Below are 25,530 nucleotides of genomic sequence, written 5' to 3' on the forward strand. Positions count from 1 at the left end.
CTCAGGCTGGCTTGAATGCAAGCAAAATTTTAGTAAAATTAGCAAATTTCAAGGAGAACGTATGAAGATTTTATTTTCCCCAAGCGAGATGAAAAGCGAGCAAAGCGGCGACACGCGCATTTGCAAGCGAAATTTCATCTTTGCAGATCTTTACGAAAAGCGCCTGCAGATGCTGCACGCTTATGCGGATTTTGTGGATAAAGCAAGCGAGGCGGAGCTTTGCAAGCTTTTCGGGCTGAAAAAATGGGATGCGGCCCTGCGCGAAAATATCTTTGAAAAAGGCTGCGCGAAGGCGCTTTTGCGCTACACGGGCACTGCGTATCGCGCTTTAGGCTACGCGTCGCTAAGCCCCGGCGCACAGGAGTTTGCAGAGCGAAACACGATAATTTTTTCAAACCTTTTCGGCCCCGTGCTGGGCGGCGACGCGTTGCCGAACTACAAGCTCAAGCAGGGCGAGAAATTCGGCGACATAGACGCGGCGAAATTTTATCGCGATAGTTTCTCCGCCGCGCTGGATCGGTATCTGGCGGATGAGTGCGTCGTGGATCTGCGCGCGGGATTTTACGAGAAATTTTATGAGATGAAGCACGAATATCTGAGTTTTAGTTTCATTAAAGACGGCAAGGTGCTGAGCCACTATGCCAAGGCTTGGCGCGGCAAGGTGTTGCGCGAAATCGCTCTTGCAGGCGCTTGCAGCGAGGCGGAGGTGCTTGCGCTGCGCTTAAACGGCGCCTCCGTGCTAGAGATCAAACAGATCGGGCTAAAAAAGGAGATCGTGCTGGAAATTTCATAAACGCAAAGAATTTCGTCCGGAGAAATTTACTATAAATTTTGCAGGTTTAATGCGGATTTTTGCGTAAATTTAGCCCGAACAATTTGCCGCAAGTTCAAATCCCGCCCCATCCAAAGCGATTTTACCGGGAGAAATTTGCGGGCGAAATTTCATCGCGAGGATTTTGCGGCGGCTTTTTAGTCTTTTTGCACTCTTTTGGCGGGCTTTGGACGGGCTTTGGACGGCGAAATTTTACCGTAAGGATTTTTCAGAGCAAAATTTATGCTCTTTGCGTTTGCCCGCTCCGCATAAAATTTTACGGCGATCTTGCCGTGACTTTGCACCGCTTTTGCGGCGATTTTTAGGATACGGAGCGCGGAAATTTCGCTGCAGAAATTTTATCTAAAATTTTACTTTGCGGAATTTCGCCGCGATAGAACCCTGTCGAAAATTTAATCGCGGCAAAAATACTGCGTCGCGATTAAAACGTAAAATTTTATCTAAAATTTACGCTAAACCGCCGCAGTCCAAGCGCAGAATTATGATCTAAAATTTATACTTGCCGCAACACAAACAAATGCAGATCGAGCCAGCTCCGTATAAAATTTCGAGCAGAAATTTATGGCTTGCGTTCTGTTGCGATAAAAATTTTGAGCCAAAATTTCACGCTTTGAAATTCCAAAAATCCGCAAACGCAGTAAAATACGCCGTCGCTACAAACTCTAGTAACCCAGCGCATAAAGTTCTTAGCCGAATTTCTGCAATTAAAATTCCGCGCTCTGAAATTTCATACTTTAAAATCCCGCAAATTTCCAAATTTCACAAATCCCACACATAAAATTTTAAGCCGAAATCCCACTATCAAAATTCCCCCGCCTCAAAATCCCGTAAATTTCCCGCTTCCAAATCCAAAATTCCGCAAATTTAGCAAGCTTTAAATTTTAAAGCTATAAACTTCGCTTCAAATTTTAAGGATCAAAAATGCTAGAACTCCCCTTTATCGGCATTGTCGTGGGCTTCATATCGGGCTTTTTCGGTATCGGTGGCGGCACGGTCGTAATGCCCGTGATGATGGCTCTAGGCTACGACGTCAAGACCGCCGCGGGCATCTCGGTGATGCAGATGTTCATCATCTCGCTTTTTGGCTCATATCTGAACTACCGCGCGGGCAAGCTTCGCCTAGATAGCGGCATCGCGGTGGGGCTCGGAGGGCTGTGCGGCGCGAGCATATCGGGCTTCATCGTAAAATACTCGCCAGAAATCGTGCTTGAGATCGGTCTTTTGCTGACGCTTGCGATCTCATTTCTTAAACTCTTTAGCACGAACGTAACAAGCGGCGGCAACGCCGATCCCCACGGCGCGGCGCTGTTTTTCATCGGCTTTGCTATCGGTGCGATCGCGCTTAGCATGGGCGTGGGCGGAGCGGTATTTTTGACGCCGATTTTGGTCGGATTTTTGGGCGTCGATATCAAAAGAGCGGTCTGTATGGGGCTGTTTTTCATCGTTTTCGGCTCATTTAGCGCGCTTTTAAGCCTTTTGTATAACGGCCATGTAGATTACGAACGCGGCGCGCTGCTAGCTGTGGGCGGGCTTTTGGGCGTGTATTTCGGTACCTCTCAGGCTCGCCGTGCAAAGCGCGAAACGCAGAAAAAATGGCTGCTCGTCCTCTACGTCGTGCTATTTGCGCTGGCGCTAAAAAAGGTGCTGCAGTAGCGTCTGCTGTAGTAGCACTGCGGACGATTTTACTGCGCTATGTTTTGCCTTGCCGTCGTTCCCCTACAAGCGCAGTTTAGGTGCCTGCTACGGGCACGTCAGAGCGGTTCTATGTGCGCTGTTTGCTACGCCGCCCTTTTGCGTCTCGTAGTTTTTGCCTTGCCGTCCTCTTACACTGCGCGCGTTTGGTCTCCATCTTGCGGCGGCGCGTAAAACGTCGCGTTTCGTCGCGCGAGTAAATTTTAAAACGAAATTTCAAAAAGCGCGAGCAAATTTTAAAAGAGAATTTTAACGTGCCGCGTTAAAATAGCGAGGTCGCACATCTTTCGTCCTATGGAGGCTAGATGGCGAAATAAAATTTACAAATTTTAAAAGGACTTGGATTGACGAACTTGATTTTAGCGGGGCTAGGCGGCTGTGTAGGCGCGATGGCGCGAGTAGGCTTAAGCGGAGCGATCGCGCGCGCAATGGATCGCGCCGGGTTTTGGAGCGCGTTTCCGATCGCTACTTTTTGCGTGAATGCGCTGGGAAGCCTGCTGATAGGGTTTTTGCTCGCACTAAATTTAACGCAGAGCCTGCGGGTATTTTTTATCGCAGGCGCGCTGGGCGGCTTTACGACATTTTCTACGTTCAGCTACGATACGCTGCAACTATTGCTGGCGCGAGAATTTGCTATCGGTGTGCTAAACGCGGTCTTAAGCGTATGCGTTTGTATGTTGTTTTGCTATGCTGGGCTGCTCGCTGGCAGAGCGCTTACAGGCTAGCCGTGGAGCACGTGAGCTTTAAATTTAAATCGCCTCTATGTTTGCGCTTTTAGATCAAAATTTTATTTAAAATACCTGCGCTACGGAATTTTATCGCGCGCATGTGCTGCAAAATCTGCGAGCGATGGGCACAATACGATATGCCGTGCAGTTTTGCGAAAGGGCGCGCAGTAGCTTCGGCAAAGTGCAATAGCCATCAAGACGAGCAAATCGTAAGACGAGCGGAAAGTAAAGCGAGCAAGAGGAATTGTGGCTAAATAATTGTGCTAGGCGTCTGGCGAGTGGGCAAAAAAATCCAGATAAATTTGAAATTTGCGTGCATTCTCTGCGTATCTTGTTTGCCGCAGCTTTGTGAAATTTTGCTATCTTGCGCCTAGTTATCGCGACGCCCTAAAAATTTCGCTGTCTTGGCGCGGATAAAATAAACCTAAGTCGCGCGATAAATTTTAAAAGCTCCGCGGGCAAATTTTAAAGCTTGAAGCTTAGAATTTTAAAATTCTCGCATAAATTTTAAAAGCTAAATTAAAGCGCGCCGAAATCACGATCTTATATGCCAAATCCTGCAGCGCTATCTTAGATTTATCGCAAGCGACTGCGAGCCCTCTTAATTTCGTTTCTGCAGATTTCATTGACCTGCTCGCCCTCGCTATTTCGCAAGATAACCTCGTAGTCCGTGATCTCGCGACCTTTGTTATACCCCTCGATATATCTGAATCTTGATAAAACTATTTTAAAGGATTCCACATCGTCTAAAGTATACTTATCGCCGAGCTTGACGTAGTTAAAATTCCTACTAGTAAGCGTATGAAAATTATTAAATTTTTGCTTTAAATTTAGCGTATAAATTTTCGTGGATGCAGCGCCGTTATCGCAGCTATTGATTTTGCTCTCATCAAAGGCAAGCGCGAGGCAAATTTCATCTCCGCAGATTACCTTTATGTCTTTAGCGCGACTGTTTATACGGATGGTCTGTCGCCAGCCCTCGCCCTCTATCTCAAAGACATTGCGAGCGAGCTTTTTAGCTATTTCATCTCCGACATAGCCTTTGGCTTCTGGTTTATCAGCCCAACCAAGCGCAGAGTAGTTCGGTTTTTGCGGAAAATCCGCAAGCGGAGTTTGAAGCTCGCTTATAGCGTTTAAATTTTCCTCGGTGCCTTGCGGAGCTGCAAAGGAGGTACCTCTCATAGAGTGTAGATTAAAGAAACCGATAAATTTCCTCACGACCTTATACGCCGTTTGAGAAAATATCTTGGCTTCATTTTTAAAAAGCGAAATATCGTAGATGCCGTAGCTATAATATCCAAGCTCTCTACTCACCCACCTTTCGTCCGGCGAACGATCGATCTCGTCGTATCCATAGTAGCGCTCTGGCATATCTTTTTGTAGCAAAAAGTCGTCGCTATCGCTGTCCTCATACCTAAGCCAGACCCCAAAATCGTCCTTAATGTATAGATAATCAAACTTCGCACCTCCTGCGAATTTTTTCTCGCCTAGCCAAAATACGGGTCTTTTTTCTAAGGGTGGCAGAGCGGCGACGGGAGGCAAATTTTGTAGCTCTTTTTCAAATTTTTCATTGATATAATCGCAAGCGCTAGTGGGCATACTAGGATCGCAACCCTCGGGCGTATCGGATGAAAAAAGCAAATTTAAAATCACAAATATATACAGCACAAAAAGCACGCATGCAACGCTCACGACCAAGGCGGTAATTTTTAAAATTTTTATAAAAGTTTTCATATCTAAATTTTACCTCATTACACCTAAAAAGCGTAAAATTTTGCTTTAAATTTGAAATCCTCCGCGCATTATCTGTACGCTTCGCCTATTGCTTCTCTTAGGCTTTTTAGTAGCTCGTCCGCGGTTTTCGCTTTATTGCGTGCGCTGCGATTTTTGCCGTTTAAAGTGCCGGATTCCGCGCCGCTTACGCAGTCTTGCACGAAATACCACCAAAAATACCCGCCCACGTAGTTTTTCGCGTAGTGCGGCATCGTATAATATCGCCTCATCATCGCCTTTCTGCTCGCCTGCGTAGCGTCCGACGCCGTGTTTCCGCACTCGCCGATGCCGAGCTTTGAAGCGGGGAAGGCGCTTTGCAGATTGGTAAAAATTTCGCTCCAATCAGGCTCAAAGCCCTCGTTGTCGTCCTCGTAATAGCTTACGAAAAGATAATCCAGCCCCTCTTTCATATCTTGCGGCACGAATTTTCGCAGCCACTCGCGCATCTGCGTTTTCTGCGCTCCGCTCGGCGTATAATACGCCGTAAGCGCCGTCTTGGCGCCTTTTTTGTGAATGAGCTCGAAGGCCGCGATCATCTTAGCGGCGATGAAATTCGCATCATCCCCCAGCCAGCCCTCGCCGTTTATTTCGTTGCCGATCTCCCAGATCGCGACGTAGGGCGCGAGCGCAGCGAAGGCGTCCGCGAACCTCTTTTCGTAACTTTTCACGCTTTTGTACGAGCTCATCTCGTAGGAGTCCACGGGGCAGGCCATCACGTACGAAACCTCGCTAAGCCGCCTAAAAAGAGGCTCATACTCGCGCGAGCTAATTTCTTTTGACATCACGACGCGCACGGTGGGTTTTGCGGGTAGGGCTTGCAGGGCGCGCACGATGCTCTGCAGCTTCGCGCCCGAGGCGTCTTGCGCGTCCTCGTACCAGCCGTCGTCGATCGTAACGCCCCAGATGAAGTCAGATTTAGAATTTTGCTTTGAAATTTTATTTGGATTTTCGCCGTAAAGCGCGCCGCAAAACAGCGCCCCGCAAAATAGCGCGAGAAATATGTGTTTGAAATAGACCACGGCTTGTTCCTTGATTTGAAATTTTAAAAATTTAGCTCTCTGCTGGTCTTTCCACAACCGATCAAGCAATCAAAATTTATCTCTTGCCTCTAAGATCATAAGAATAATACGAACGAGAAAAACCCTCTACGCTGAACATAGCAAAAGCATTAAGTGCAAGTGCTGCTAAGCTGAGCAGCACCGTAGCAGGCAGTGAAAAACGCGCCAAAAATGCATTTGCAATAGCTGCAAGTACAAGCGCGATAAAGCAATATGAAAATATCGCGACGCCGCTAGTATCGGCAAGTTCCTGATAAAATCTATAAAAAAACAGAAACGATGCGATGAATCCCAATGCAAGTAGCATTTGAGCGATGATGCCGCCCGCTAAAAATATAAATAACAATACGCCTATAAATATCGCCGCAAAGGCAATGGCTACGTTGCGTAAAAGGCTGCGGCTTGCGGTAAGCTTGGAGATGTTATAAATGCTAAAGATAAAAAGCACGAATGCCGCTGCGCTTAGTAATACTCCCAATCCGCCGTAAATCCCTAATAGCAATAGCACTAGTTCGGCTATAGCTTTTAAGGCGCAGGCTGCGATGAAGGTGTATTTGATGAGTGCTACTTCTTTTTCTTGAGGGTTTGAGGGCTGCTGATCTTGAGTGTGGAGGTAGTCGTTTAAGTCCATGGTTGCTCCTTTAAAATTTAGCAAAAGTATATCTAAAAAACGAATAGGTAAAAATAAATTTCAAAATTTAACGGCTCGCAGGCGGATATGTTGTATAAAGCAGGCGCCGCATAAAGGCGGGTAAATTTAAGAGATAAATTTTAAAATTTAGATTGGAATTTCGGCGCTGACGCGGTGGATAAATTTTAAGCGGGCTATAAATTTAAAAAGATTTGAGATAAAATTTAGCGCAGATCTGCAAATTTAAAATCCGCAAATCCGCGCAAACTGCTACAAGCGGGACTCGTAGCGACGTAGCGTGTAAAGACGTTTAAGCATCTTTTTGCGAGCTGAAATTTTTTGCTTTTTGCGGACTTCCGTCATCGGCTCAAAAAATCGTCTCGCGCGAACCTCAGTAACGACTAAATTACGATCGGTTTGCTTCTTAAAGCGTCTGTAAGCTTCGTCGAATGATTCGTTCGGATATACCTTTACTCCAGGCACTTTCCTCACCGCCTTTCAAAAAAATGAATTATGAGTTTAGCGAAAAATTCCTTAAATTTGCTTTTGAAGCGCTTTTTTATACTTCCACACGCTTTTGTTGTTGCGAGTATCTATCATCGAAAGCTCTAAAAGTAGGCTCTCGCTTGCTTGTGCGGTAGAATTTTTGGCTGCAGAATTTAAGCTTTTTGATTTTTTAGATCCCGTCTTACCGTCGTTTGCCACAGCAGGGCTTTGCGGTAAAATTTTACCTACCAAGATGTAATCTGGCGCGTAGATCGAGCCGCTTTCTACGGCGTGATAGCCATGGCTTACGCCATCGTTGCTAAATACGAGTTCATCTTTACTTGGGGCGTCTGTGACGACTGCTTTGCCTGAATGCAGCAGCGAAATTCTAATTTTTTTGCTTAAAAATTCTGCATCTACGCCGTGCGCATTCGTTCCATCCAGTGGCTCGATGCCGACGACACTAAATCTACCGCCTTTCTTGCCGACAATACGCTTTGAGAGTAGATCAGCGATGCTTTCGCCTGCAATGCGCTCCAGATATGCGTTTGGATATCCTGCGTGATCTATGCCTCCGGTAAGCGCCGAATTATCCGTGCTTTTAGAGCCTTTAAGCGCAGCGCAGCCTGCTAAAAAGGCGCATAGTAAAATCACGAAAAAACTTATTTTAAAATTTTTCATAGCATTTCCAAATTTTATAAAATAAACTCTGCGATTATAGCGAGATTTGGTTAAATTTCGTTTTTTATAAGCAAAATTTGTAACGGATATTCCGCTCGTTCCTTTAATTTTGAGTTAAAGATTCCTTGATATACTTTCTGCCAATTTATTCAGAAAATTCTCGGGGTGCTTATGAAAAAAATCATTAAAAGAGACGGAAGTTTTCAAGAATTTCAATCCTACAAAATAAAAGATGCTATCAAAAAAGCCTACAAAAGCGTTGGTAGCGAGTTTGACGAAAAAGTCTTTGATAATGTAATGAGCGCGATCGTTTTTAAAGAGAAATTAAGCGTCGAAGATATCCAAGATCTTATCGAGAAAAAGCTCTTCGAAGCGGGCGATTTCGACGTTTTGAAAAGCTTTATGATCTACCGCCACACTCATAAGATGCAGCGCGAGCATATCCTGGGGCTTGAGGAGGATACGACCTATATCAACTGCACCCAGACGGTCAATGAATACATCAGCAAGCAGGATTGGCGAATTTTAGCAAATTCCAATACCAGCTACTCAAACGCAGGCCTGATCAATAACACTGCCGGCAAGGTCATCGCAAACTACTGGCTAGATAAAATTTACTCTCGAGAGGAGGGCGCAGCGCACCGAAACGGAGACTACCATATTCACGATCTGGACTGCCTTACGGCGTATTGCGCGGGCTGGAGCTTGCGTGTGCTTCTAAACGAGGGCTTTAACGGCGTACGCGGTCGCGTCGAGAGCAAGGCGCCGAAGCATTTCCGCGAAGCGCTGTATCAGATGGCGAATTTCCTTGGAATTTTACAGAGCGAGTGGGCGGGCGCACAGGCGTTTAGTAGCTTTGATACCTATCTGGCGCCATACGTTTTCCGCGATAAATTAAGCGACGATGAGGTCAAAAAGGCGATCACGAGCTTCGTGTTTAACCTAAACGTCCCGGCGCGCTGGGGCCAGAGCCCGTTTACCAACGTCACCATCGATATGACCTGCCCTGATGATCTAAAAACGCAGATCCCTACGCACAACAACGAACATCTATTTAAAAATTTACGCGACGAGGAGCTTTTGGCCGAGGCTAAAAGGCGCGGCAAGGGCTCGCTTGAGGCGATGACTTACGGCGATTTCGAGCCTGAGATGAACCGCATCGTGATCGCGTTTTACGAGGTTTTAACGACGGGCGATAAGTGCGGCCAGCCCTTTACCTTCCCGATTCCTACGGTAAATTTAACGGAGGAGTTTGATTGGGATACGCCTGCGGCCGATGCGGTATTTGAAAACACCGCCAAGGTAGGCTCGAGCTATTTTCAAAATTTCATCGGCTCGCAATATATCACGAACGAAAAAGGCGAGCGCGTACCCAATCCAAAGGCGTATAAGCCGGGCGCCGTACGCTCGATGTGCTGCCGCTTGCAGCTCGATCTGCGAGAGCTTCTTAAGCGCGGCGGAGGACTTTTCGGAAGCGCGGAGATGACGGGAAGCATCGGCGTCGTAACGATAAATTTAGCCCGCCTAGGCTATCTGTATAAAAATAACGAAGAGGCGCTGTATGCGAGGCTGGATGAGCTTTTAGAGCTTGCAAAATCGACGCTTGAAAAGAAGCGAAAATTTGTAACCGAGATGTTCGAGCGCGGCTTGTATCCATATACGAAGCGCTATCTGCCGGGCTTTAACAACCATTTCAGCACCATCGGTATCAACGGCGCAAACGAGATGATCCGAAATTTTAGTGGAAATAAAGAGGATATTACGACGGAATTCGGGCGTAAATTTGCCCTTAAAATGGTTGAGTATCTGCGCGAGAAGATCCGCTCGTTTCAGGAGCAGACGGGCAACCTGTACAATCTCGAAGCCACGCCTGCCGAGGGAACTACGTATCGCTTTGCCAAAGAGGATAAGAAGCGCTACGCAGATATCATTCAAGCGGGATTTGATAAAAATATATACTACACCAATTCGACGCAGCTTCCGGCAAATTTCGGAAGCGATCCGTTCGAAGCGCTGGCGATGCAAGATGAGCTGCAAAGCTCCTACACCGGCGGCACGGTGCTGCATCTGTATATGAAGGAGCGCATCAGCTCGGCTCAGGCGTGTAAGCAGCTCGTAAAGAGCGTAGTACAAAACTACAAGCTTCCTTATATCACGATCACGCCGATTTTTAGCGTCTGCCATAAGCACGGCTACATCAGCGGTGAGCATGAATACTGCCCGAAATGCGACGAGGAGCTGCTGGCGGAATACAAAGCCAAGCAGAGCAAGGGCGCCTAAATAGCGATTTAAATTTTAATCTTAATGAAAGGATGGAGAATGGAATTTCCAAAAGAGTTAGAAGCAAAACGCACAAAATGCGTCGTTTACACGAGAGTAATGGGCTATTTACGCCCAGTAGAGAGCTTTAATATCGGAAAGAAGGGCGAACACAAAGAGCGCGTCTTTTTTGAAGAGAAAAAAGACAAAAAGCAGATCGCCTAGTCGCCGCTACCGGCCAAATGCAACAAACGCATACGAAGCCGCCGCAAGCCTTAAACCTGCGTAACGCGCAGATTTACGAGATCACGCCGTTTACGATGCTTGATTTTCCTGATCACATCGCCGCGATTGCGTGGTTTTGCGGCTGCAATATGCGCTGCAATTACTGCTACAACCCACAAATCGTTACTTCACGGGGTAAAATTTCAAACGAAGAGTTTCTGCGCTTTTTGGATGCGCGCGCGGGCAAGCTTCAGGGCATCGTATTTAGCGGCGGCGAATGCACCTGTGCGAGCGATTTTATCCCGCTGGCGCACGAAGTTAAGCAGCGCGGCTTTTTGCTCAAGGTTGATACCAACGGCTCGAATCCGCAAAAGATCGAAGAGGCGCTAAGCCTAGGGCTGATCGATTATATAGCGCTTGATTTTAAGGCGCCGCGGCAGGATTTTGAGCTCATCACGAAGTCAAGCTTATACGATAAATTTCTGCAAACTCTTAGGCTTTTGCTGCGGCAAAATTTTAAATTTGAGGTGCGCACGACCGTGCATGCCGATTTTTTAAACGAAGCAAAGATCGAGCAGATGGCGCAAATTCTATACAGCGAGGGCTACCGCGGCGTTTATTATCTGCAAAACTTCCTGCCTACCGGCGATAATTTCGGCCATTTAGATGCGCCGCTTGCGAGCTTCGATCCGAGCAAAATCCGCACCGATCTAAAGATAGAGCTTCGAAATTTTGATTAAATTTGCGCTGTCGCGTGCGTCTTGCTGCGATGAATGCGATGAAATTTTATTTAGCGCGCCGCGCATTGTTTGGCGTATATTGAGCTGCGATAAAATTCGTCTCGCCGTTTGCCGCAGGCATTAGCACGAAGCAAATAAACGAAATCGCACCGTAGTTCCACCTTTAAAATTTCTTTTCAAAGCTCCGTCATAAAATTTTATCATAAAGCTTTGCCGTAAAATTCCATCTCGAAATTTCGACCGTTCAGCTAGCATAAAATTTCGCCTCACTCGGCTGGCTACGGAATTCCGCCATGTGCTCCTGCCGAGCTGTGCGCGTTTTATAAAATTCCGCGCAAATTTTACGGGTGAAATTTCACGCCTTTAAATTTTGCCCGCAAAGCCTTCAATAAGATTTTTTTCGTTACAATACGCCCTAAATTTTTAAAAAGGCAAAAAATGGATAGAAAAAAAATCTACAACCCCTTCTCCGACGAGACGCTTACCGATCGCAAGGTCTTCGGCGGCAATCCGCAGGGAATTTTAAATTTTACCAAGGCGAAATATCAATGGGCGCTGAAGCTTTGGGATCTGATGGAGGCCAACACCTGGTTTCCTAAAGAGGTCGATACCACCGACGACGTGCGCGATTATAACTTCAATCTCACAAGCGCCGAGAAGCGGATGTACGATCTCGTGTGGAGCCAGCTGATATCGATGGATAGCTTTCAGACCAACAATCTCGCCGATAATATCAACCCCTACATCACGGCTCCGGAGATCAACGCCGTGCTTGCTCGCCAAGCCTACGAGGAGGCCAACCACAGCAAATCCTACGCCGTCATGGTCGAGGCGATCTGTGAAAATACCGATCTGATTTACGAGATGGAGAAGCACGACGATATGCTTCGCAGGAAAAACGACTACATCTCGAGCGTCTATGAGGAGCTTGCGGGCGAGGTTAGCGACGATAAACTGCTGCTAGCGATGGTGGCGAATCAAATTTTAGAGGGGATCTACTTCTACAGCGGCTTTACCTCGATCTATGCGCTTGCTCGCGCGGGCAAGATGCTAGGCAGCGCGCAGATGATCCGCTTCATACAGCGCGACGAGATCACGCATCTGCTGCTCTTTCAAAACATGATAAATTCCGTCCGCAAGGAGCGCGCCGATCTGTTTAATAAGCGCAACGTGGATAAAATTTACGAGATGTTCGAGACGGCGGGAAACTTAGAGATCGATTGGGGCAAATACATCACGGATAACCAAATAATGGGCTTTACGGACGATATCATCGAAGAATACATCCACTACCTAGTCGATCAGCGCCTGCTCGCCATCGGGCTTGAGAAACGATACGGCGCGAAACATCCGATAAAATGGGTCGATGATTTTTCTAAATTTAACGATCAAAAGAGCAACTTTTTCGAGAGCAAGGTCACGAACTACAGCAAAGGAAGCTTGAGTTTCGATGATTTTTAGCGGATTTTGCGGTTTGAAATTTTGCTCTGCCGCATCGCGGCACGAATACTTTGCAGATACTTGTCCGGCGTGGTTTGGATGCGCGATAAGCGCAGAAGGCGTATTACCTGCAAAATTTTTAAAATTTAGCCGCGCTATGTATCTAAAAAACGCAGCTTATGCTCTTTTGGCGCGGAGTGAACTTTCGGGCATTTTTAAAAATTTTAGCGGCTTGGAATTTAGACGGGGCGAAAGCTTTCGCGGCTTTAAATTTAACGCCTGGTCGGGCGGGAGCGCGTTATGGTCTCGCTAGAGCGGCTTCGCTGCGAAAAGATGGCGAACGACATCGCCGAGCAGGTTAGCTTAAATCCTGCGCTTTTTGAGGCGTTTTGTAGCGTCGCTAGAAGCGAGTTTGCCCCGCTCGGCGCGCACGCTTTCAGCCTTAACGCACAGCCCATTTTGGCCAGCCAGTGGATTAGCTCGCCGCTGACGGTCGCGCGCATGACGATGGCGCTAAGCGTCGATCCGAAGGTCGAGAAAATTTTAGAGATCGGCTGCGGTAGCGGCTATCAAGCGGCGATTTTAAGCAGGATGGTTCACCGCGTTTTTGCCGTCGAGCGCGTCGAGCGGCTGGTGGGCGAGGCGAAAAGGCACTTTGCAAATCTCGGGATTTCAAACATCAGCCTGCGCCACGACGACGGCAATGCCGGGTGGAAAAATTTCGCCCCTTTCGATAGGATCTTGCTCTCCGCGTGCGCCGAGCGGATCGACGAGCGGCTGTTTGCGCAGCTGGCAATCGGCGGAATTTTGGTCGCTCCGATGAATAGGGACGGCTCGCAAAAGATCGTTAGATTTAATAAAATTTCGCCGAGCGAGATCAAGGAAGAGGAACTCGGCGCCTGCGAATTCGTCCCGTTGGTGCAGGGTCGCGGATAGATCTAGCGCGCAGTAAATTTTAAAATTTCCTACCGCCGCGGGCGCGTAAATTTAATAAAATTTTGCTGTCGCGCTTCGCCCTGAGATCAGAGTTTTATTAATTATTTATTTAAATTTAAGTACAATACGCAATTTTAATCTTACAAGGATGAGTCATGCAAGATTTTAGCAAGGAAAAGATAGAGTCGCTGGTCGTCAGCTGGAAAAATCACAACAAAAACCAATTCTGGCTCAAAAAACAAACCGCGATCTCAAAGTATTTAGGCGAGATAAAGCGCTGCTTGGCGAGCTTTGATGAGACCGAGAGCGAGTTTTTGCAAACTTTATATATAAATCTCAGCGACGGCAATCTTAGAAGCTGCAAAATTTTATCTTTGGGCGAGAAGTTCGCGCACGCCGAGTATTTCTTTATGGATCAGTTTTTTGATTCCAATATCAGCGCGTTTTATTACGATTTCGCTTTCAAAGACCGCATCGTCGGCAAAAAGGAGTTGTTTCCTAAAAATGCCGTAAAAAGCGTAGATAGCGTGCTTAGCGGCGAGGATAAAAATATCGTCTCGCTTTATGTTTTTATCGAAAATATCGTCAAAAATTTCAATAGCTATTCGCAGGAGCGCACCGCTCGCGATATTTTCAAACAAAAGCTAGTCAATTTTTACGACGAGCTTTACAGACTTCTTACGGCGGTGGATAGCGCTTTGGCGATCGATTTTTTCGACGTCGCGCTACATAATCAGCCCTTCGTGCTGATGGAATTTTTAAAATCTGCGATAAATGCCGATAATTTCTATCTGATCGACAGCTACCTAAGCGACGACGGGATGCTAAATTTAGGGCTTGCCGAGGACGGCGATTTTGCGCAAATTTCGCGCGAGAAGCTCTATCTGCTAGCTAGTATATTTGCGCAGTGTAACGACGAGTTTCCGACGCTCGTTTATCGCGATGAAACCGCGCAAATTCTATCCTTGCTCTACGACGAAAAGGTTGAAATTTTTGAAGAATTTTACGAAGTAAGCTCGCGATTTATCGCAGAATTTACCCCGTATCCGCAGGACGTCGTGGGCGCGGCTAGGATCGTGTATTCGTCGCTGTTTTTCGAATACGTCAAAAATTACAAGAGCGAAGAGGTCGCGAAAAATACGATATTTTACGGCGCGATCGGTACCGGCAAAACCCGCAGGCTGCGATCTTTGATCACCGAAAAGAAACTTGCGACGAAAAATTTCCGCTACGTTTGCCTGCACGAAGGCTTTGAATACCGCGACTTCATCGACGGATTTTATGGCGAAAACTTCATTAGCGGCGAGTTTAAGGCGCTGTGCAAAGAGGCGCTAAACGATCCGAAGGGCGAGTATTATTTTTTGATCGACAATGCAAGTGCCGCGAGCTTGGATAAAATTTTTGGCGAGGCGGCGGTACTTTTGGATCGCCGCTACGACGAGGAAGACGAGCTTTCGCTTATCCGCACGAAAAACTCCCACGTAATCGACGGCTTTGAAGAGGGTGAGAAAGCGCGCGCCAGCGTCCTTTTAAAGGACGGCCGCTCATATTTTGCGGTGCCTAAAAATTTATACGTCCTATGCACTCTAAGTGAACATAAATGCGTTTCGCCGTCGATTGCAAAGGCGTTTAGATGGATCAGATGCGAGTGCGATTACGGTGCGCTTGAGGATTATTTAAGAGATCGCGAGATCGTAAATGCAAGCGCGGTCGTTGCGGTTTGCAAGGCGCTGAATAAGTTTATCACCGATGAGGCAAGCGGCCTCGGCACGATCGGACACGGCGTATTTATGGGGCTAGCTCGCTACCAAAACAACGCACAGATCATGCAGGAGGGGCTAAACGGCTTTTTCGCCGAAGTGCTTGAGCCGATTTTTAGGTGTGGTTATGCAAACGGATCTACTGATTTTGCAATATCCAAAGGGCTCGCAGAGATTAAAGATATTTTTAAATTTTAGAGTATTTTAAAATTTGCAATGTACTAGGATTTGAACAAGAAATAATTATGCGTAATTTATTTTTACGACTATTTATATTTTGCGTGCATATTAGATTATCAAAGTATTCTGATAAAAGGAATTTTGTATGAAAAAAGATAATTTCATATCAATAGGTATCGTTTTTTATGATGAGTCCGATGCAAGAAAGATAATAGAGCTTCATGATCTCATGGAGAGCAGTTATAATTATTTTGAAATTTTAATATTAGATTTTGCTATTGATGTAGAATGTAAAAAACGATGCGATGATCTAATAAAGAGCATAACCAATACGCGAATTATTAAATTATCAAATATCGTAGACATCGAAATAGCACATACGATTTTGATAGAAAATTGCATAGGAGATTTTTGCTGCATTGCTGATTTAGAGCATGAGGATATAAAAGATATAATTGGTATTCTTGACAAGGCAGAGACATTTGATATAACCATGGGTAGGCGCGAGCGGAAAGTGCAAACTATTTTTGAGTCAATGATGTCCAAATTGTTTTATAAAATAGTATCTATATTTACCGGCGTAAAATTGAATAGTATGCATAGCGATTTTTTTGTTATAAATAAAAAGGTTATAAATCATATAACAAAAAATGAAGATAAAGTAAAATTTCTGAGACTGATTAAATTAAACAACGGCTTTTCAAAATGCGATTATTTATATATGCCTATCGGTAAAGAAAACTATAAAAGAACATTTTTACAAAATGTAAATTTTACTATAGATATTATAGTAAATTATTCAAATAGATTAATTAGAACAGCAACCATATTATCGTTATTTGCATCTACTTTAAATTTATTTTATATTTTGTATGTATTGATAAGCTATATCTTAAATAAAAATGTAGCAAGCGGATGGACTTCTTCAAATTTGTATACTTCTTTTACTTTCTTTATACTTTTTTTGGTATTGGCTATTTTGGGAGAACATATAAGGATAATAATTCAAAATCAAAAAAATACTCCATTATATGAAATTTCAGATGAAAAAAGTAGTTTGACGTTATTTTCGTCTAAAAAAAATGTAGATAAAGAGTAAAATAGGGATTTTGAAGCATATGAAAAAATATGATTGTATCGTCATAGGCGGAGGCTTCTTCGGTTCAACGCTAGGGATGTTTTTGAAAGAATATTTTGATGATGTCGTCGTAATAGAACAAGAAGACGATATATTAAAGAGGGCTAGCTATGTAAATCAAGCAAGAGTTCATATGGGATACCATTATCCAAGAAGCTTGGTAACAGCCTTAAGATCAATGGCGAATTTCCCTAAATTTATAAGAGATTTTGCGAAAGCTATTAAAGATGACTTTGATAAATATTACGCAATTGCAAGAATCGGCTCCAAAGTAAATTCTAAACAGTTTTATGAAATGTATAAAAAGATAGGGGCTCCAATAAAAGTAGCCCCCGGCAGTATCAAGGCGATGTTTGACGATAGGCTTATAGAGGATGTCTTTAGAGTGAAAGAATTTGCATTTGACGCAAAAATTTTAAAAGAAATTATACAAGAAAAATATATTGAAACAAAATGCGAGCTGAGACTAAATACTACCGTTTATGGTATTGAAAATGGAAACGATGGATATATAAGCGTGAATTTAAAAGAAGATGAAAGCATCTGTGCAAAATTTGTATTTAATTGCACTTATTCGGGGCTGAATACTATTTTGCAACATTCCAATCTGCCGTTGTTAAATTTAAAACATGAAATCACGGAGATGTCTCTTATAGAGATGCCGGATGAGTTGAAAAATTTTTCTATTACCGTTATGGACGGTCCATTTTTTTCAATCATGCCGTTTCCTTCAAAAGGATTAAATACATTTAGCCATGTAAGATATACCCCGCACGGTAGCTGGACTGATCGCGAGGAATACCATAATGGATATGATGTTCTTAACTCGTATCATAAGAGATCAAATTTTAAATATATGATTAACGATGCAAAAAGATATATTCCGATGCTTGAAGATGTGATTTATAAAGATAGTATATTTGAAGTAAAGACCGTATTGGTTAAAAATGAGATGAATGACGGAAGGCCTATTTTATTTACCAAGGACTACGGGATAAAAAATTTTTCAAATATAATGGGCGGAAAGATAGATAATATTTATGATATACTCGATACTATAAAAGAAGCCAAAGATTTTTTGGGTGTTAAAAAAAGAAATTTTTGGAATATTTTTTCAAATATTTAAGATAGATCATGTTTGTACCCGATATAGAAATAACGATACCCGTTTTAAACGAAGAAAAGACTTTAAAAAATCAAATTCTGAAAATAATAGAATTTTTAGATAAGGATTGCGGTCACTATGGACAAATAGGGCTTGTTATATCGGATAATGGTTCAAATGATAGAACAAGCTATATAGCGCAGGAATTTCAAGAAAATGACCCTAGGATAAGATATTTAAGGCTTGAAGAAAAGGGTGTCGGTAGGGCATTAAAAGCTTCGTGGCTAAGTAGTAAGGCCGGTATAATAGGTTACATGGATCTTGATCTGTCTACGGATATTGAGCATTTGCATCAGGTGTTTGATGCGCTTTTAAGCGATAAATACGATATGGTTGCAGGAACGAGGCTCGCAAAAGAATCCGTCGTTACGGGAAGGTCGATCATTAGAAATTTTACGAGTAGAATTTTTAATGAAATTATAAGTTTAAGCTTTCGTGGAAATTTTACGGACGGAATGTGCGGGTTTAAATTTTTAAAAAGAGATATATTGGAAGTTTTAATAGAGAATGGGGTGGATAATAATGGCTGGTTTTTCTCTACGGAGCTTTTGGTCGTTGCCGACTACAAGAAATTTAGAATTTTAGATCTACCTATTAGGTGGACGGACGATCCAAACTCTAAAGTAAAAATTATTAAACTATCCATAGAATATCTTAAAGCGATTTTTAATTTAAAAAAAAGATTAAAACAAAATGAAGTCTAAAAAGCTTATTTTAGGGACTGCTTTATGGGGGTGGGCTGTTTCTAAATCCGAAGCATTTTTAATTTTAGACAAATTTGTAGAAGCTGGAAACTATCATATAGATTGCGCTACTAACTATCCAATTAATGGAAATATAAAAGATTTTGGTTTGGCTTTAAAATGGCTATTGCAATGGTGTAATCTTAATAAAAATGCTATTTCGCTATTGGTCAAAATAGGATCTATCAATAACCTAGGAACTTCTTTTGTAGATTTGAGTAAAGATCATATTTTAAAAACCTATGATAAATTATTATCAGATTTTAATGATTCATTGGGGTGTATAGCTATCCATTGGGACAATAGAGACAATCGGATTTCAATCAAAGAAACAATATCTGCTTTAAACGAATTAAAAAAGCAAGGTATTGATATTGGTTTATCCGGGATAAAAAATCCTAGGATTTATTATGAATTAATGCCGATATTAGCTGATAGTTGGATTATTCAATGCAAGGAAAATTTGCTAACGAACGAAGCGAGGATAAAATATCAAAAATTTTTTTCGAATGCAACCTACTATGCTTATGGAATCAATATAGGTGGGTTGAAAATTTTATATAACGATAGTATATCGGCAAGAATTAGAAAAATAAAATATCCTATGAAGTTGAAAGAAGCTTTTTTTGATGCTTTAAATACTGATAATATTTTATCTGACATCGGACTTATAAGCATAAATGATATTAATATGTCTTTTATTTATACGAATCTTGCATATGATGGGATAATTATAGGTCCAAGAAATTTAGAACAATTGAATTCAACCCTTAAAACTTTTAATACTTTAAAGTCGTTGGGATTGGGCGATAGGGATAGTCTTGTAAAATTTTTAAAAGAACTACAAGATACTATAAAAGCATAAAAAAATGGTATCTTAAATTTTGATTATTTCCTTAGTAGCATTTTTAGCTGATACAATTGACTTACAAATTATAAAAATAATTATGCTAAACAGTAAAAGAGGATTCATCAAAACCTCCAATGAAGCCCCCAGTTTAAAGATGTAATTTTTTGGTACTAATAAAAAGACGCTTGCAATAATTATCGGCATAAAGAATTTTGACTTTATATCAAATCGTAATGAAAGAAGCAGAAATATAAAAAATATTGTCATATAATACGTTGCAAAGATTGATGATATAAGAACATATAGCGAAGAAATTAAAAATATAAAGTCAAAGCTGGTGATTCTGCGTTTAATAAATAGATATATAGATAAAATACCAATAAAACTTAAAGAGATAAAAATTATTTTATTAATAACTTCTATATTGTTAAATTTTAGAATTTTAAATATCCCAAGTAGAGAGTTATTAAAGTTTATATCTTGATTCCCTAAAACGGATAATTTATAATAAATTTTAATCCCTTTCTTAAAATTTTCAAAAGTATAGTCGGAATATAAATAATTTGCAAAATTTAAAAAAGTGCCAAATAATAAAATAGCAACTAAGCCTGAAAATATAATTCCTATCAAGCCTTTTTTAAATCCGTATATAAAAAACAATAAGCCTAGAAAAAATGCATTGGGGCGCATATTAAACATTATTGCCATAAGCATTATTGGTATAATTATAGAATTTTTTCTAAAAACATTATAAAGGAAAAATATCGTCGTAAAATTTGTTACAATCGAATATATATGACCGCGGGTGAGGGTAAAAAGCATAGGATAACTAAACAAAACCACTATAAGTAAAAGTGGTCGCTCTTTCTTATCTTTACCAAAAAAGAACGCCAATATATATATTGAACTAAATGTTATTATATAAAATAATGCCAGTAATAAATTAGGATCGTTATGCTTTATAATTCTTGCGTTTATAAGTGATATAATAGTTGCGAGTGGGGGAAGATGGAAATGGGTAAGTTCTCCCGACTGCAATTTGTCTAAGGATCCGTAAGGATTGTCTGTATAATAGCTTTGAAAAAGTTGAGACCATTGACGATAATCTATGTTTTCATTTTGAAGGTAGCTTAGCGCGACTTTGATTAAGTCCGCGTGTAGATCTTGCGGAGTGAATAAAAAAGTGGTATACGGATAGCTTTCTGCATAAGATACTGATAAAAAGTTGAAAAAGGCATTTAAAAAAGTAAAAAGCACAATCATGTAAAACCATACGTTTGCTTTATTAAAATCCAGTTCGATAGTAAATTTATTCATTACTTATTTCCTTCATTCATCGCGCTAATTAATTTCGATGAATGATTGGTTTGATTGATTAAAAAGAACATAAGCACATAGGACCTATTAGCCCAAAAGCCCCGCGCCTTTTACCTTCTGCGAGCGATCCGCTGCGTAGATCCTCTTCCCGCCTACTACTTTGCCGCCCTCGATTTTGCCGCCCTTTACGTCGTATTTCCAGATCGGCGCGGCCGCCTTGAAATCCTCCACAAACTCGTTTATTAGCGCCAGAGCGACCTTGCGCTGCGGGCTTACGACGCCTGCGACGTAGGAGCTTTCGTGGATAGGCACGCCCCCGTTTGAATGCGCAAAAAGCACGAATGCGCCCTGTGTCGCGGCCTTTTGCTGCCACACTTCGAACCAAGTTCGCAAAATCGGCTCGTATATATCGAAGCTAAGCGCGCAGATGCCGCCCTCGTCGCGCACGATGCCTACGAAAGTAATGAACGCGCCGCAATTTGCGTCCTTAAATTTAGCGTACCAGCGCGATAAAATCGCATCTACGTTCAGGCTACCCTCATAAATTTCAGGCCCGATCCCACTTAAAATTTCCGGATTAAATTTAGCCTCGCTCATCGCCGCCTCCTAAGCTTAGCCGCCGCAAACGGGAGGTAGAAGGCTCACGCGATCGCCGGATTTAAGCGCAAAATTCGCATCATAAATCATCTTATCATTTACCGCCACGGCGCAGTTTGCAAGCCACTCCCGCAGACTTTCGTCCTTTTGCAGCTCCGCTTTTACCTCTTGCAAGGAGTTTGCGTTTAGGTGCAGGGACTCGCGTCCGATCGGCCCTAAAAATTCTATCTCTACCATTTTTATCCTTTTTTAAAGATTGGGCGATTTTAACCAAAAATTCATAAAATTTTATATAATTGCGTAAAAATTTAATGAGGAAAAACGATGAAAATCGATGAAATTTCGACCCCCGCCTACGTGTGCGAGGAGCAAAAACTGGTAAAAAATTTAGAAATTTTACGCGGCGTAGGCGAGCGAAGCGGCGCAAAAATTCTATGCGCACTAAAAGGCTTTGCGTTTAGCTTCGCGATGCCTTACATTGACAGATACCTCTGGGGTGCGACTTGCAGCGGTCTGCATGAGGCGAAATTTGCCGCGGAATTTATCAAAAACGGCGAAATCCACACATACTCGCCCGCGTTTAAAGAGGATGATTTGGATGAAATTTTAAAAATTTCAAACCATGTCGTGTTCAATAGCGCCGCGCAGTGGCAAAAATACCGCGCAAAGGCGCTCTCTGCGGGAGCATCGTGTGGACTACGGCTAAATCCGCAAACTTCCTTCGCGCCCAAAGACGCTTACAATCCGTGCGGCAGCTTTAGCAGGCTCGGGATGAGGCTTGAAGCGCTGCAGCGGGCGATTTTGCAAGACGGCGAGTTTTTGCGCGGCATCTCGGGGCTGCATTTTCACGCGCTGTGCGAAGAGAGCGCACAGAGCCTAGGGCGGGTGCTTGAGGTTTTCGAGGCGAAATTTAGCAAGTATTTTAGAGCCCTAAAGTGGCTAAATTTCGGCGGCGGCCATCACATCACGCGCGCAGGCTACGATGTGGAGCTGCTAATAGATCTGATCAAAAAATTTCGCGAAAAATACGGGCTTGAAATTTATCTTGAGCCGGGCGAAGCGGTCGGCTGGGAGTGCGGATATTTAGTTGCTAGCGTGCTTGACATCGTAGAAAACGGCGCTAAAATCGCTATCTTAGACGCTTCTTCTGAAGCTCATATGCCCGATACCGTGCTGATGCCGTATCGTCCTGCGGTGCGCGGCGAGAGCAAGAGCGGTAAATTTAGCTATCGCTTCGGCGGAAATACCTGCCTCGCGGGCGACGTCGTAGGGCTTGAGAGCGGACAGCCCGAGTATAAATTTGACGCGCCGCTAAACATCGGCGATCGGGTGATTTTCGAGGATCAGATCCACTACACGATCGTGAAAAACACGACCTTTAACGGCATCAAGCTGCCCGATCTCGTCTTGGCGGACGAGTGCGGAGAGGTTTTGGCAATCAAAAAATTCGGCTACGACGAGTATGCGCGGCGAAACTAGCGCCGCACTTAATGCAAAAATGTAATTTTGCTTTGTAAGAAAATTTTTTGCAAAAAATGATATAATCGGCTTGAATTTTATATCTAAGGAAATCCATGAAAAGATTGTTTCTCGCGCTTTTTGCCTGTATTTATGCGCAGGCCGAAGAGAAAAAATATGCCGATATCGTGCAGGGAAATAGTGATGTTTGGGGCAATGCAAGGCTCGAAAACATCGATAGCTACGGCAACGGCTTCGGCCCGATTTTTCTGCAATTTCAAGGACATCTGCAAAGCTCGGGCTTTTTTGCTTGGTTGGCGCTGGGTGCGGTTTTGGGCGTAATCATAGCTTTTATTGGGCACTACGCGATCATAGGACCGAAGCACTTCGATCATCATGCGGGCAAGCCGATCTACGCATTTAATAAATTTGAGCGACTATACCATTTCGTAGCGGCCGTCGCATGGGCGATCTTGGTTCCGACAGGCTTGATTATGATGTTTGGCGAAGAATTCGGCGGCGGTGCTTTCGTGAGATTTTGTAAAAACGCTCACGGACTGGCTACGATAGCGTTTGCAATCTCCGTCGTGCCGATGTTCTTGCTGTGGTTTTGGCGTATGCTACCGCGAGCTTACGATATCAAATGGATGATGATCGTGGGCGGCTATTTAAGCAAAAAGAAGCGCACGATCCCTGCGGGTAAATTTAACGCAGGCCAAAAGGCGTGGTTTTGGGTCGCTACCTTAGGCGGTATAGTGATGATAGCGACGGGTGCGTCAATGTTTTTCCTAGACTACGATATCCCCGCAATGAGAAGTGCGCTAGGTATGAGTCAGATCGAAATTTTAAGAGCAAGCGCGATTATTCATAATTTTTTGGGCGCGGTCTGCGCCGTATTTTTGCTTGTGCATATCTATATGGCGGTCTTTGCGATCAGCGGTGCCATCCACTCGATGATCGACGGACACAAGCCGGAGGAGGAAGTTTACGTCCTTCACCACTACTGGTATCGCGAGCTGCTCGATAAAGGGCAGATCGCTAAATCGCAATTTGAAGCGAAGTACCCGCGCTTATAACTTGGGTAAATTTTATGCGGGCCTGCTTGCGTGCGGCTCGCATTAGCTTTGAGGTTCAAAGAATTTTATTTTTTAAGGATTACATATGCAACTAGATTGTCGCAATTTAAATTGCCCGGAACCGCTTTTGCGTACTAAAAAAGTCCTCGGCGAGCTAAAAATCGGAGAGAATTTAGAAATTTTAGTAAACGACGTAGCGCCGCGCGAAAACATAAAGCGTTTTTTGGCTAAAAACGGCTTTGAGGCGCAAATTTCACAAGCGGGCGCCGACACGCTTATAAAAACCGTAAAAACGGACGAGCTTAAAGATGAAAGTATCGACGATATTTATTGTGACGTCACGGCGCCAAAAAGAGGCAAGGTGATATTCCTAAACGAGGAGCAGTGCGGAAGCGGCTTGATCGGAAAGAGCTTGCTTGCTAAATTTTTAGGCGCGGCGCTAAGCTTAGACGAAAAGCCAGTGAAGGTCATCTGCGTAAACAATGCGGTGCTTATAACCACAAACCGCGGCCACGAATGCTTTGAGGCGATCAAAAAGCTAAACGAAGCGGGAGCTGAAATTTTAAGCTGCGGAAGCTGTCTGGAGAGCTACAAACTAGTCGATAAGCTCGCGATCGGCGAGATTTCAAATGCATACGAAATCATGGACGTCCTATCAAAATACGAAGTAATCAAACTATGATCTACAGAGATTTTAACCTCACGAAATTTATTGCAGCCGCCGGTTGAGCCGCCAAGCTTGACCCGGCGGGTCTAACCGAAAATCTTGGAAATTTAATCGAGCCCAATGTAAACCTGCTTTCGTCAACCTGCAGCAACGAAGATGCGAGCGTATTTCGCATAAGCGACGATCTTGCACTCGTGCAGACGCTCGATTTTATCACCCCTTTAGTGGACGATCCGTTTGTCTTCGGACAGATCGCGGCGGCAAACTCCCTAAGCGACGTATTTGCGATGGGCGGCGAAGTGATAAACGCCCTAAACATCGTGGGTTTTGACGATTGTCATTTCTCAAACGAAATTCTGCGCGAAATTCTGCGCGGCGGCAAAGACAAAATCAAAGAGTGCGGAGGGGTCTTGGTGGGCGGCCACACCATCTCTACCCCCGAAATTTATTACGGGCTTAGCGTCACGGGGCGCGTGAATCCGCGTAAATTTTGGAGCAATAATACTGCGCGCGAAGGCGACCTGCTGATCCTAACAAAACCTCTCGGTACGGGCATCATCGCTACGGCTATTAAGGCGAAATTTCTTAAATTTGAAGAATTTCGTGACGCGATAGAGAGCATGATTTTGTTAAATTTTTATGCCGTGGGCGCGCTAGCGGGTCTAAAAATACATGCCGCGACCGACGTGACGGGCTTCGGGTTGCTTGGACACGCCCTTGAAATGATCAATGAGAGCGTAAGTTTTAAAATTTATCCTAGCAAAATTCCGCTTCTAAAAAGCGTCAACAGATGCCTTGACGAGGGGCTAATCCCCGCCGGAAGCTATAAAAATTTAAAATTTATCGCGCCTGGTGTCGATTCCGAGCCGGACATAATGCTTTGCGACGCGCAAACCAGCGGCGGACTTCTGCTTGCCGTAGCGGAAAAGGACGCGGCGCGAGCGCTTGTAAATTTAAAAAACGCAGGCTACGCTAGTAGCGCTATCATCGGCGAAGTGGTAGCACATGCCGAACATAAAATTTATTTAGTTTAAAATCTTTTCTATTCAGCCCCCTTTAAGCATCGCTCTTGTATAATCACAATTCTGTTTCGCACCG

Annotated in this window: 24 protein-coding genes and 1 pseudogene; 16 read left to right on the top strand and 9 right to left on the bottom strand. The window is 43.7% G+C overall.

From position 1 onward, the window contains the following. Positions 1 to 61: 61 nt before the first annotated feature. Complete coding sequence (locus QZ367_RS10230; RefSeq protein WP_291940348.1) at positions 62 to 793, top strand: YaaA family protein; 732 nt, start codon at positions 62 to 64, stop codon at positions 791 to 793. Positions 794 to 969: 176 nt separating this feature from the next. Here the strand turns inward: QZ367_RS10230 and QZ367_RS10235 are convergent, their stop codons facing one another. Then, positions 970 to 1,116, bottom strand: a complete 147-nt coding sequence (locus tag QZ367_RS10235; RefSeq protein WP_291940350.1) for a hypothetical protein — start codon at positions 1,114 to 1,116, stop codon at positions 970 to 972. Positions 1,117 to 1,753: 637 nt separating this feature from the next. Between QZ367_RS10235 and QZ367_RS10240 the strand changes: the two genes are divergently transcribed. Both QZ367_RS10240 and QZ367_RS10245 read left to right on the top strand, forming a co-directional pair. Then, positions 1,754 to 2,485 (top strand): sulfite exporter TauE/SafE family protein, encoded by a 732-nt coding sequence (locus tag QZ367_RS10240; RefSeq protein WP_291940352.1) that lies wholly within the window; start codon positions 1,754 to 1,756, stop codon positions 2,483 to 2,485. A gap of 383 nt (positions 2,486 to 2,868) precedes the next feature. Continuing rightward, positions 2,869 to 3,249 (top strand): CrcB family protein, encoded by a 381-nt coding sequence (locus QZ367_RS10245; protein ID WP_291940354.1) that lies wholly within the window; start codon positions 2,869 to 2,871, stop codon positions 3,247 to 3,249. A gap of 579 nt (positions 3,250 to 3,828) precedes the next feature. On the opposite strand, the gene QZ367_RS10250 is transcribed toward QZ367_RS10245, so the two are convergent. From QZ367_RS10250 to QZ367_RS10270, 5 genes are all read right to left on the bottom strand, one after another. Then, positions 3,829 to 4,986, bottom strand: coding sequence for a hypothetical protein (locus QZ367_RS10250; protein ID WP_291940357.1), 1,158 nt, complete (start codon positions 4,984 to 4,986; stop codon positions 3,829 to 3,831). 68 nt (positions 4,987 to 5,054) lie between these two features. Continuing rightward, the gene (locus tag QZ367_RS10255) at positions 5,055 to 6,044 is read right to left on the bottom strand and encodes a glycosyl hydrolase (protein WP_291940359.1); all 990 of its coding nucleotides are present in this window, start codon (positions 6,042 to 6,044) and stop codon (positions 5,055 to 5,057) included. A 76-nt stretch (positions 6,045 to 6,120) separates the two neighbouring features. Further along, the gene (locus tag QZ367_RS10260) at positions 6,121 to 6,714 is read right to left on the bottom strand and encodes a hypothetical protein (RefSeq protein WP_291940361.1); all 594 of its coding nucleotides are present in this window, start codon (positions 6,712 to 6,714) and stop codon (positions 6,121 to 6,123) included. A gap of 270 nt (positions 6,715 to 6,984) precedes the next feature. After that, a complete protein-coding gene (rpsU, locus tag QZ367_RS10265; protein ID WP_005869392.1) occupies positions 6,985 to 7,197 on the bottom strand; it encodes a 30S ribosomal protein S21 in 213 nt (70 codons plus the stop codon). A 51-nt stretch (positions 7,198 to 7,248) separates the two neighbouring features. Then, a complete protein-coding gene (locus tag QZ367_RS10270) occupies positions 7,249 to 7,881 on the bottom strand; it encodes a hypothetical protein (RefSeq protein WP_291940364.1) in 633 nt (210 codons plus the stop codon). Between the two features lie 171 nt (positions 7,882 to 8,052). On the opposite strand from QZ367_RS10270, the pseudogene QZ367_RS10275 reads away from it, so the two are divergent. The 9 genes and pseudogenes from QZ367_RS10275 (at position 8,053) to QZ367_RS10315 (ending at position 19,332) form a co-directional block, all read left to right on the top strand. Next, positions 8,053 to 10,365, top strand: a pseudogene (locus tag QZ367_RS10275) (ribonucleoside triphosphate reductase). Positions 10,366 to 10,382: 17 nt separating this feature from the next. Further along, positions 10,383 to 11,105, top strand: coding sequence for an anaerobic ribonucleoside-triphosphate reductase activating protein (locus tag QZ367_RS10280; protein ID WP_291940365.1), 723 nt, complete (start codon positions 10,383 to 10,385; stop codon positions 11,103 to 11,105). Positions 11,106 to 11,543: 438 nt separating this feature from the next. Next, entirely contained in the window at positions 11,544 to 12,566 is a 1,023-nt protein-coding gene (locus QZ367_RS10285) for a ribonucleotide-diphosphate reductase subunit beta (RefSeq protein WP_177387058.1), read from the top strand. 279 nt (positions 12,567 to 12,845) lie between these two features. Next, the gene (locus tag QZ367_RS10290; RefSeq protein ID WP_291940369.1) at positions 12,846 to 13,481 is read left to right on the top strand and encodes a protein-L-isoaspartate(D-aspartate) O-methyltransferase; all 636 of its coding nucleotides are present in this window, start codon (positions 12,846 to 12,848) and stop codon (positions 13,479 to 13,481) included. A 155-nt stretch (positions 13,482 to 13,636) separates the two neighbouring features. Next, positions 13,637 to 15,439 carry a hypothetical protein gene (locus tag QZ367_RS10295; protein ID WP_291940370.1) on the top strand — a complete coding sequence of 601 codons (1,803 nt, stop codon included), beginning with the start codon at positions 13,637 to 13,639 and terminating at the stop codon, positions 15,437 to 15,439. A gap of 127 nt (positions 15,440 to 15,566) precedes the next feature. Continuing rightward, a complete protein-coding gene (locus tag QZ367_RS10300) occupies positions 15,567 to 16,520 on the top strand; it encodes a hypothetical protein (RefSeq protein WP_291940372.1) in 954 nt (317 codons plus the stop codon). Positions 16,521 to 16,539: 19 nt separating this feature from the next. Beyond that, positions 16,540 to 17,685: an FAD-dependent oxidoreductase gene (locus tag QZ367_RS10305; protein WP_291940374.1), complete on the top strand. Its 1,146-nt coding sequence runs from the start codon at positions 16,540 to 16,542 to the stop codon at positions 17,683 to 17,685. Positions 17,686 to 17,693: 8 nt separating this feature from the next. After that, positions 17,694 to 18,428, top strand: coding sequence for a glycosyltransferase (locus QZ367_RS10310; protein ID WP_291940376.1), 735 nt, complete (start codon positions 17,694 to 17,696; stop codon positions 18,426 to 18,428). Then, entirely contained in the window at positions 18,418 to 19,332 is a 915-nt protein-coding gene (locus tag QZ367_RS10315; protein WP_291940378.1) for an aldo/keto reductase, read from the top strand. The genes QZ367_RS10310 and QZ367_RS10315 overlap by 11 nt, the downstream gene beginning before the upstream one ends. A 12-nt stretch (positions 19,333 to 19,344) precedes the next feature. Here QZ367_RS10315 and QZ367_RS10320 read toward each other — a convergent pair whose 3' ends face one another. From QZ367_RS10320 to QZ367_RS10330, 3 genes are all read right to left on the bottom strand, one after another. Continuing rightward, on the bottom strand, positions 19,345 to 20,634 hold the full coding sequence (locus QZ367_RS10320; protein WP_291940379.1) for a hypothetical protein: 1,290 nt from the start codon (positions 20,632 to 20,634) through the stop codon (positions 19,345 to 19,347). Positions 20,635 to 20,721: 87 nt separating this feature from the next. Beyond that, positions 20,722 to 21,231, bottom strand: coding sequence for a molybdenum cofactor biosynthesis protein MoaE (locus QZ367_RS10325; protein WP_291940381.1), 510 nt, complete (start codon positions 21,229 to 21,231; stop codon positions 20,722 to 20,724). Positions 21,232 to 21,246: 15 nt separating this feature from the next. Beyond that, complete coding sequence (locus QZ367_RS10330; protein ID WP_291940383.1) at positions 21,247 to 21,468, bottom strand: MoaD/ThiS family protein; 222 nt, start codon at positions 21,466 to 21,468, stop codon at positions 21,247 to 21,249. An 87-nt stretch (positions 21,469 to 21,555) separates the two neighbouring features. Here QZ367_RS10330 and nspC point away from each other — a divergent pair, with 87 nt between their 5' ends. From nspC to selD, 4 genes are all read left to right on the top strand, one after another. Then, the gene (gene nspC, locus QZ367_RS10335; RefSeq protein WP_291940385.1) at positions 21,556 to 22,710 is read left to right on the top strand and encodes a carboxynorspermidine decarboxylase; all 1,155 of its coding nucleotides are present in this window, start codon (positions 21,556 to 21,558) and stop codon (positions 22,708 to 22,710) included. A gap of 95 nt (positions 22,711 to 22,805) precedes the next feature. After that, positions 22,806 to 23,765, top strand: a complete 960-nt coding sequence (locus QZ367_RS10340) for a formate dehydrogenase subunit gamma (RefSeq protein ID WP_291940387.1) — start codon at positions 22,806 to 22,808, stop codon at positions 23,763 to 23,765. An 85-nt stretch (positions 23,766 to 23,850) separates the two neighbouring features. Next, complete coding sequence (yedF, locus tag QZ367_RS10345) at positions 23,851 to 24,447, top strand: sulfurtransferase-like selenium metabolism protein YedF (protein WP_291940389.1); 597 nt, start codon at positions 23,851 to 23,853, stop codon at positions 24,445 to 24,447. Continuing rightward, positions 24,447 to 25,466 (top strand): selenide, water dikinase SelD, encoded by a 1,020-nt coding sequence (gene selD, locus QZ367_RS10350; RefSeq protein ID WP_291940391.1) that lies wholly within the window; start codon positions 24,447 to 24,449, stop codon positions 25,464 to 25,466. The genes yedF and selD overlap by 1 nt, the downstream gene beginning before the upstream one ends. Positions 25,467 to 25,530: the final 64 nt, after the last annotated feature.

Origin of the sequence: Campylobacter sp., from assembly GCF_019423325.1 — a bacterium.
Classification (GTDB): domain Bacteria; phylum Campylobacterota; class Campylobacteria; order Campylobacterales; family Campylobacteraceae; genus Campylobacter_B.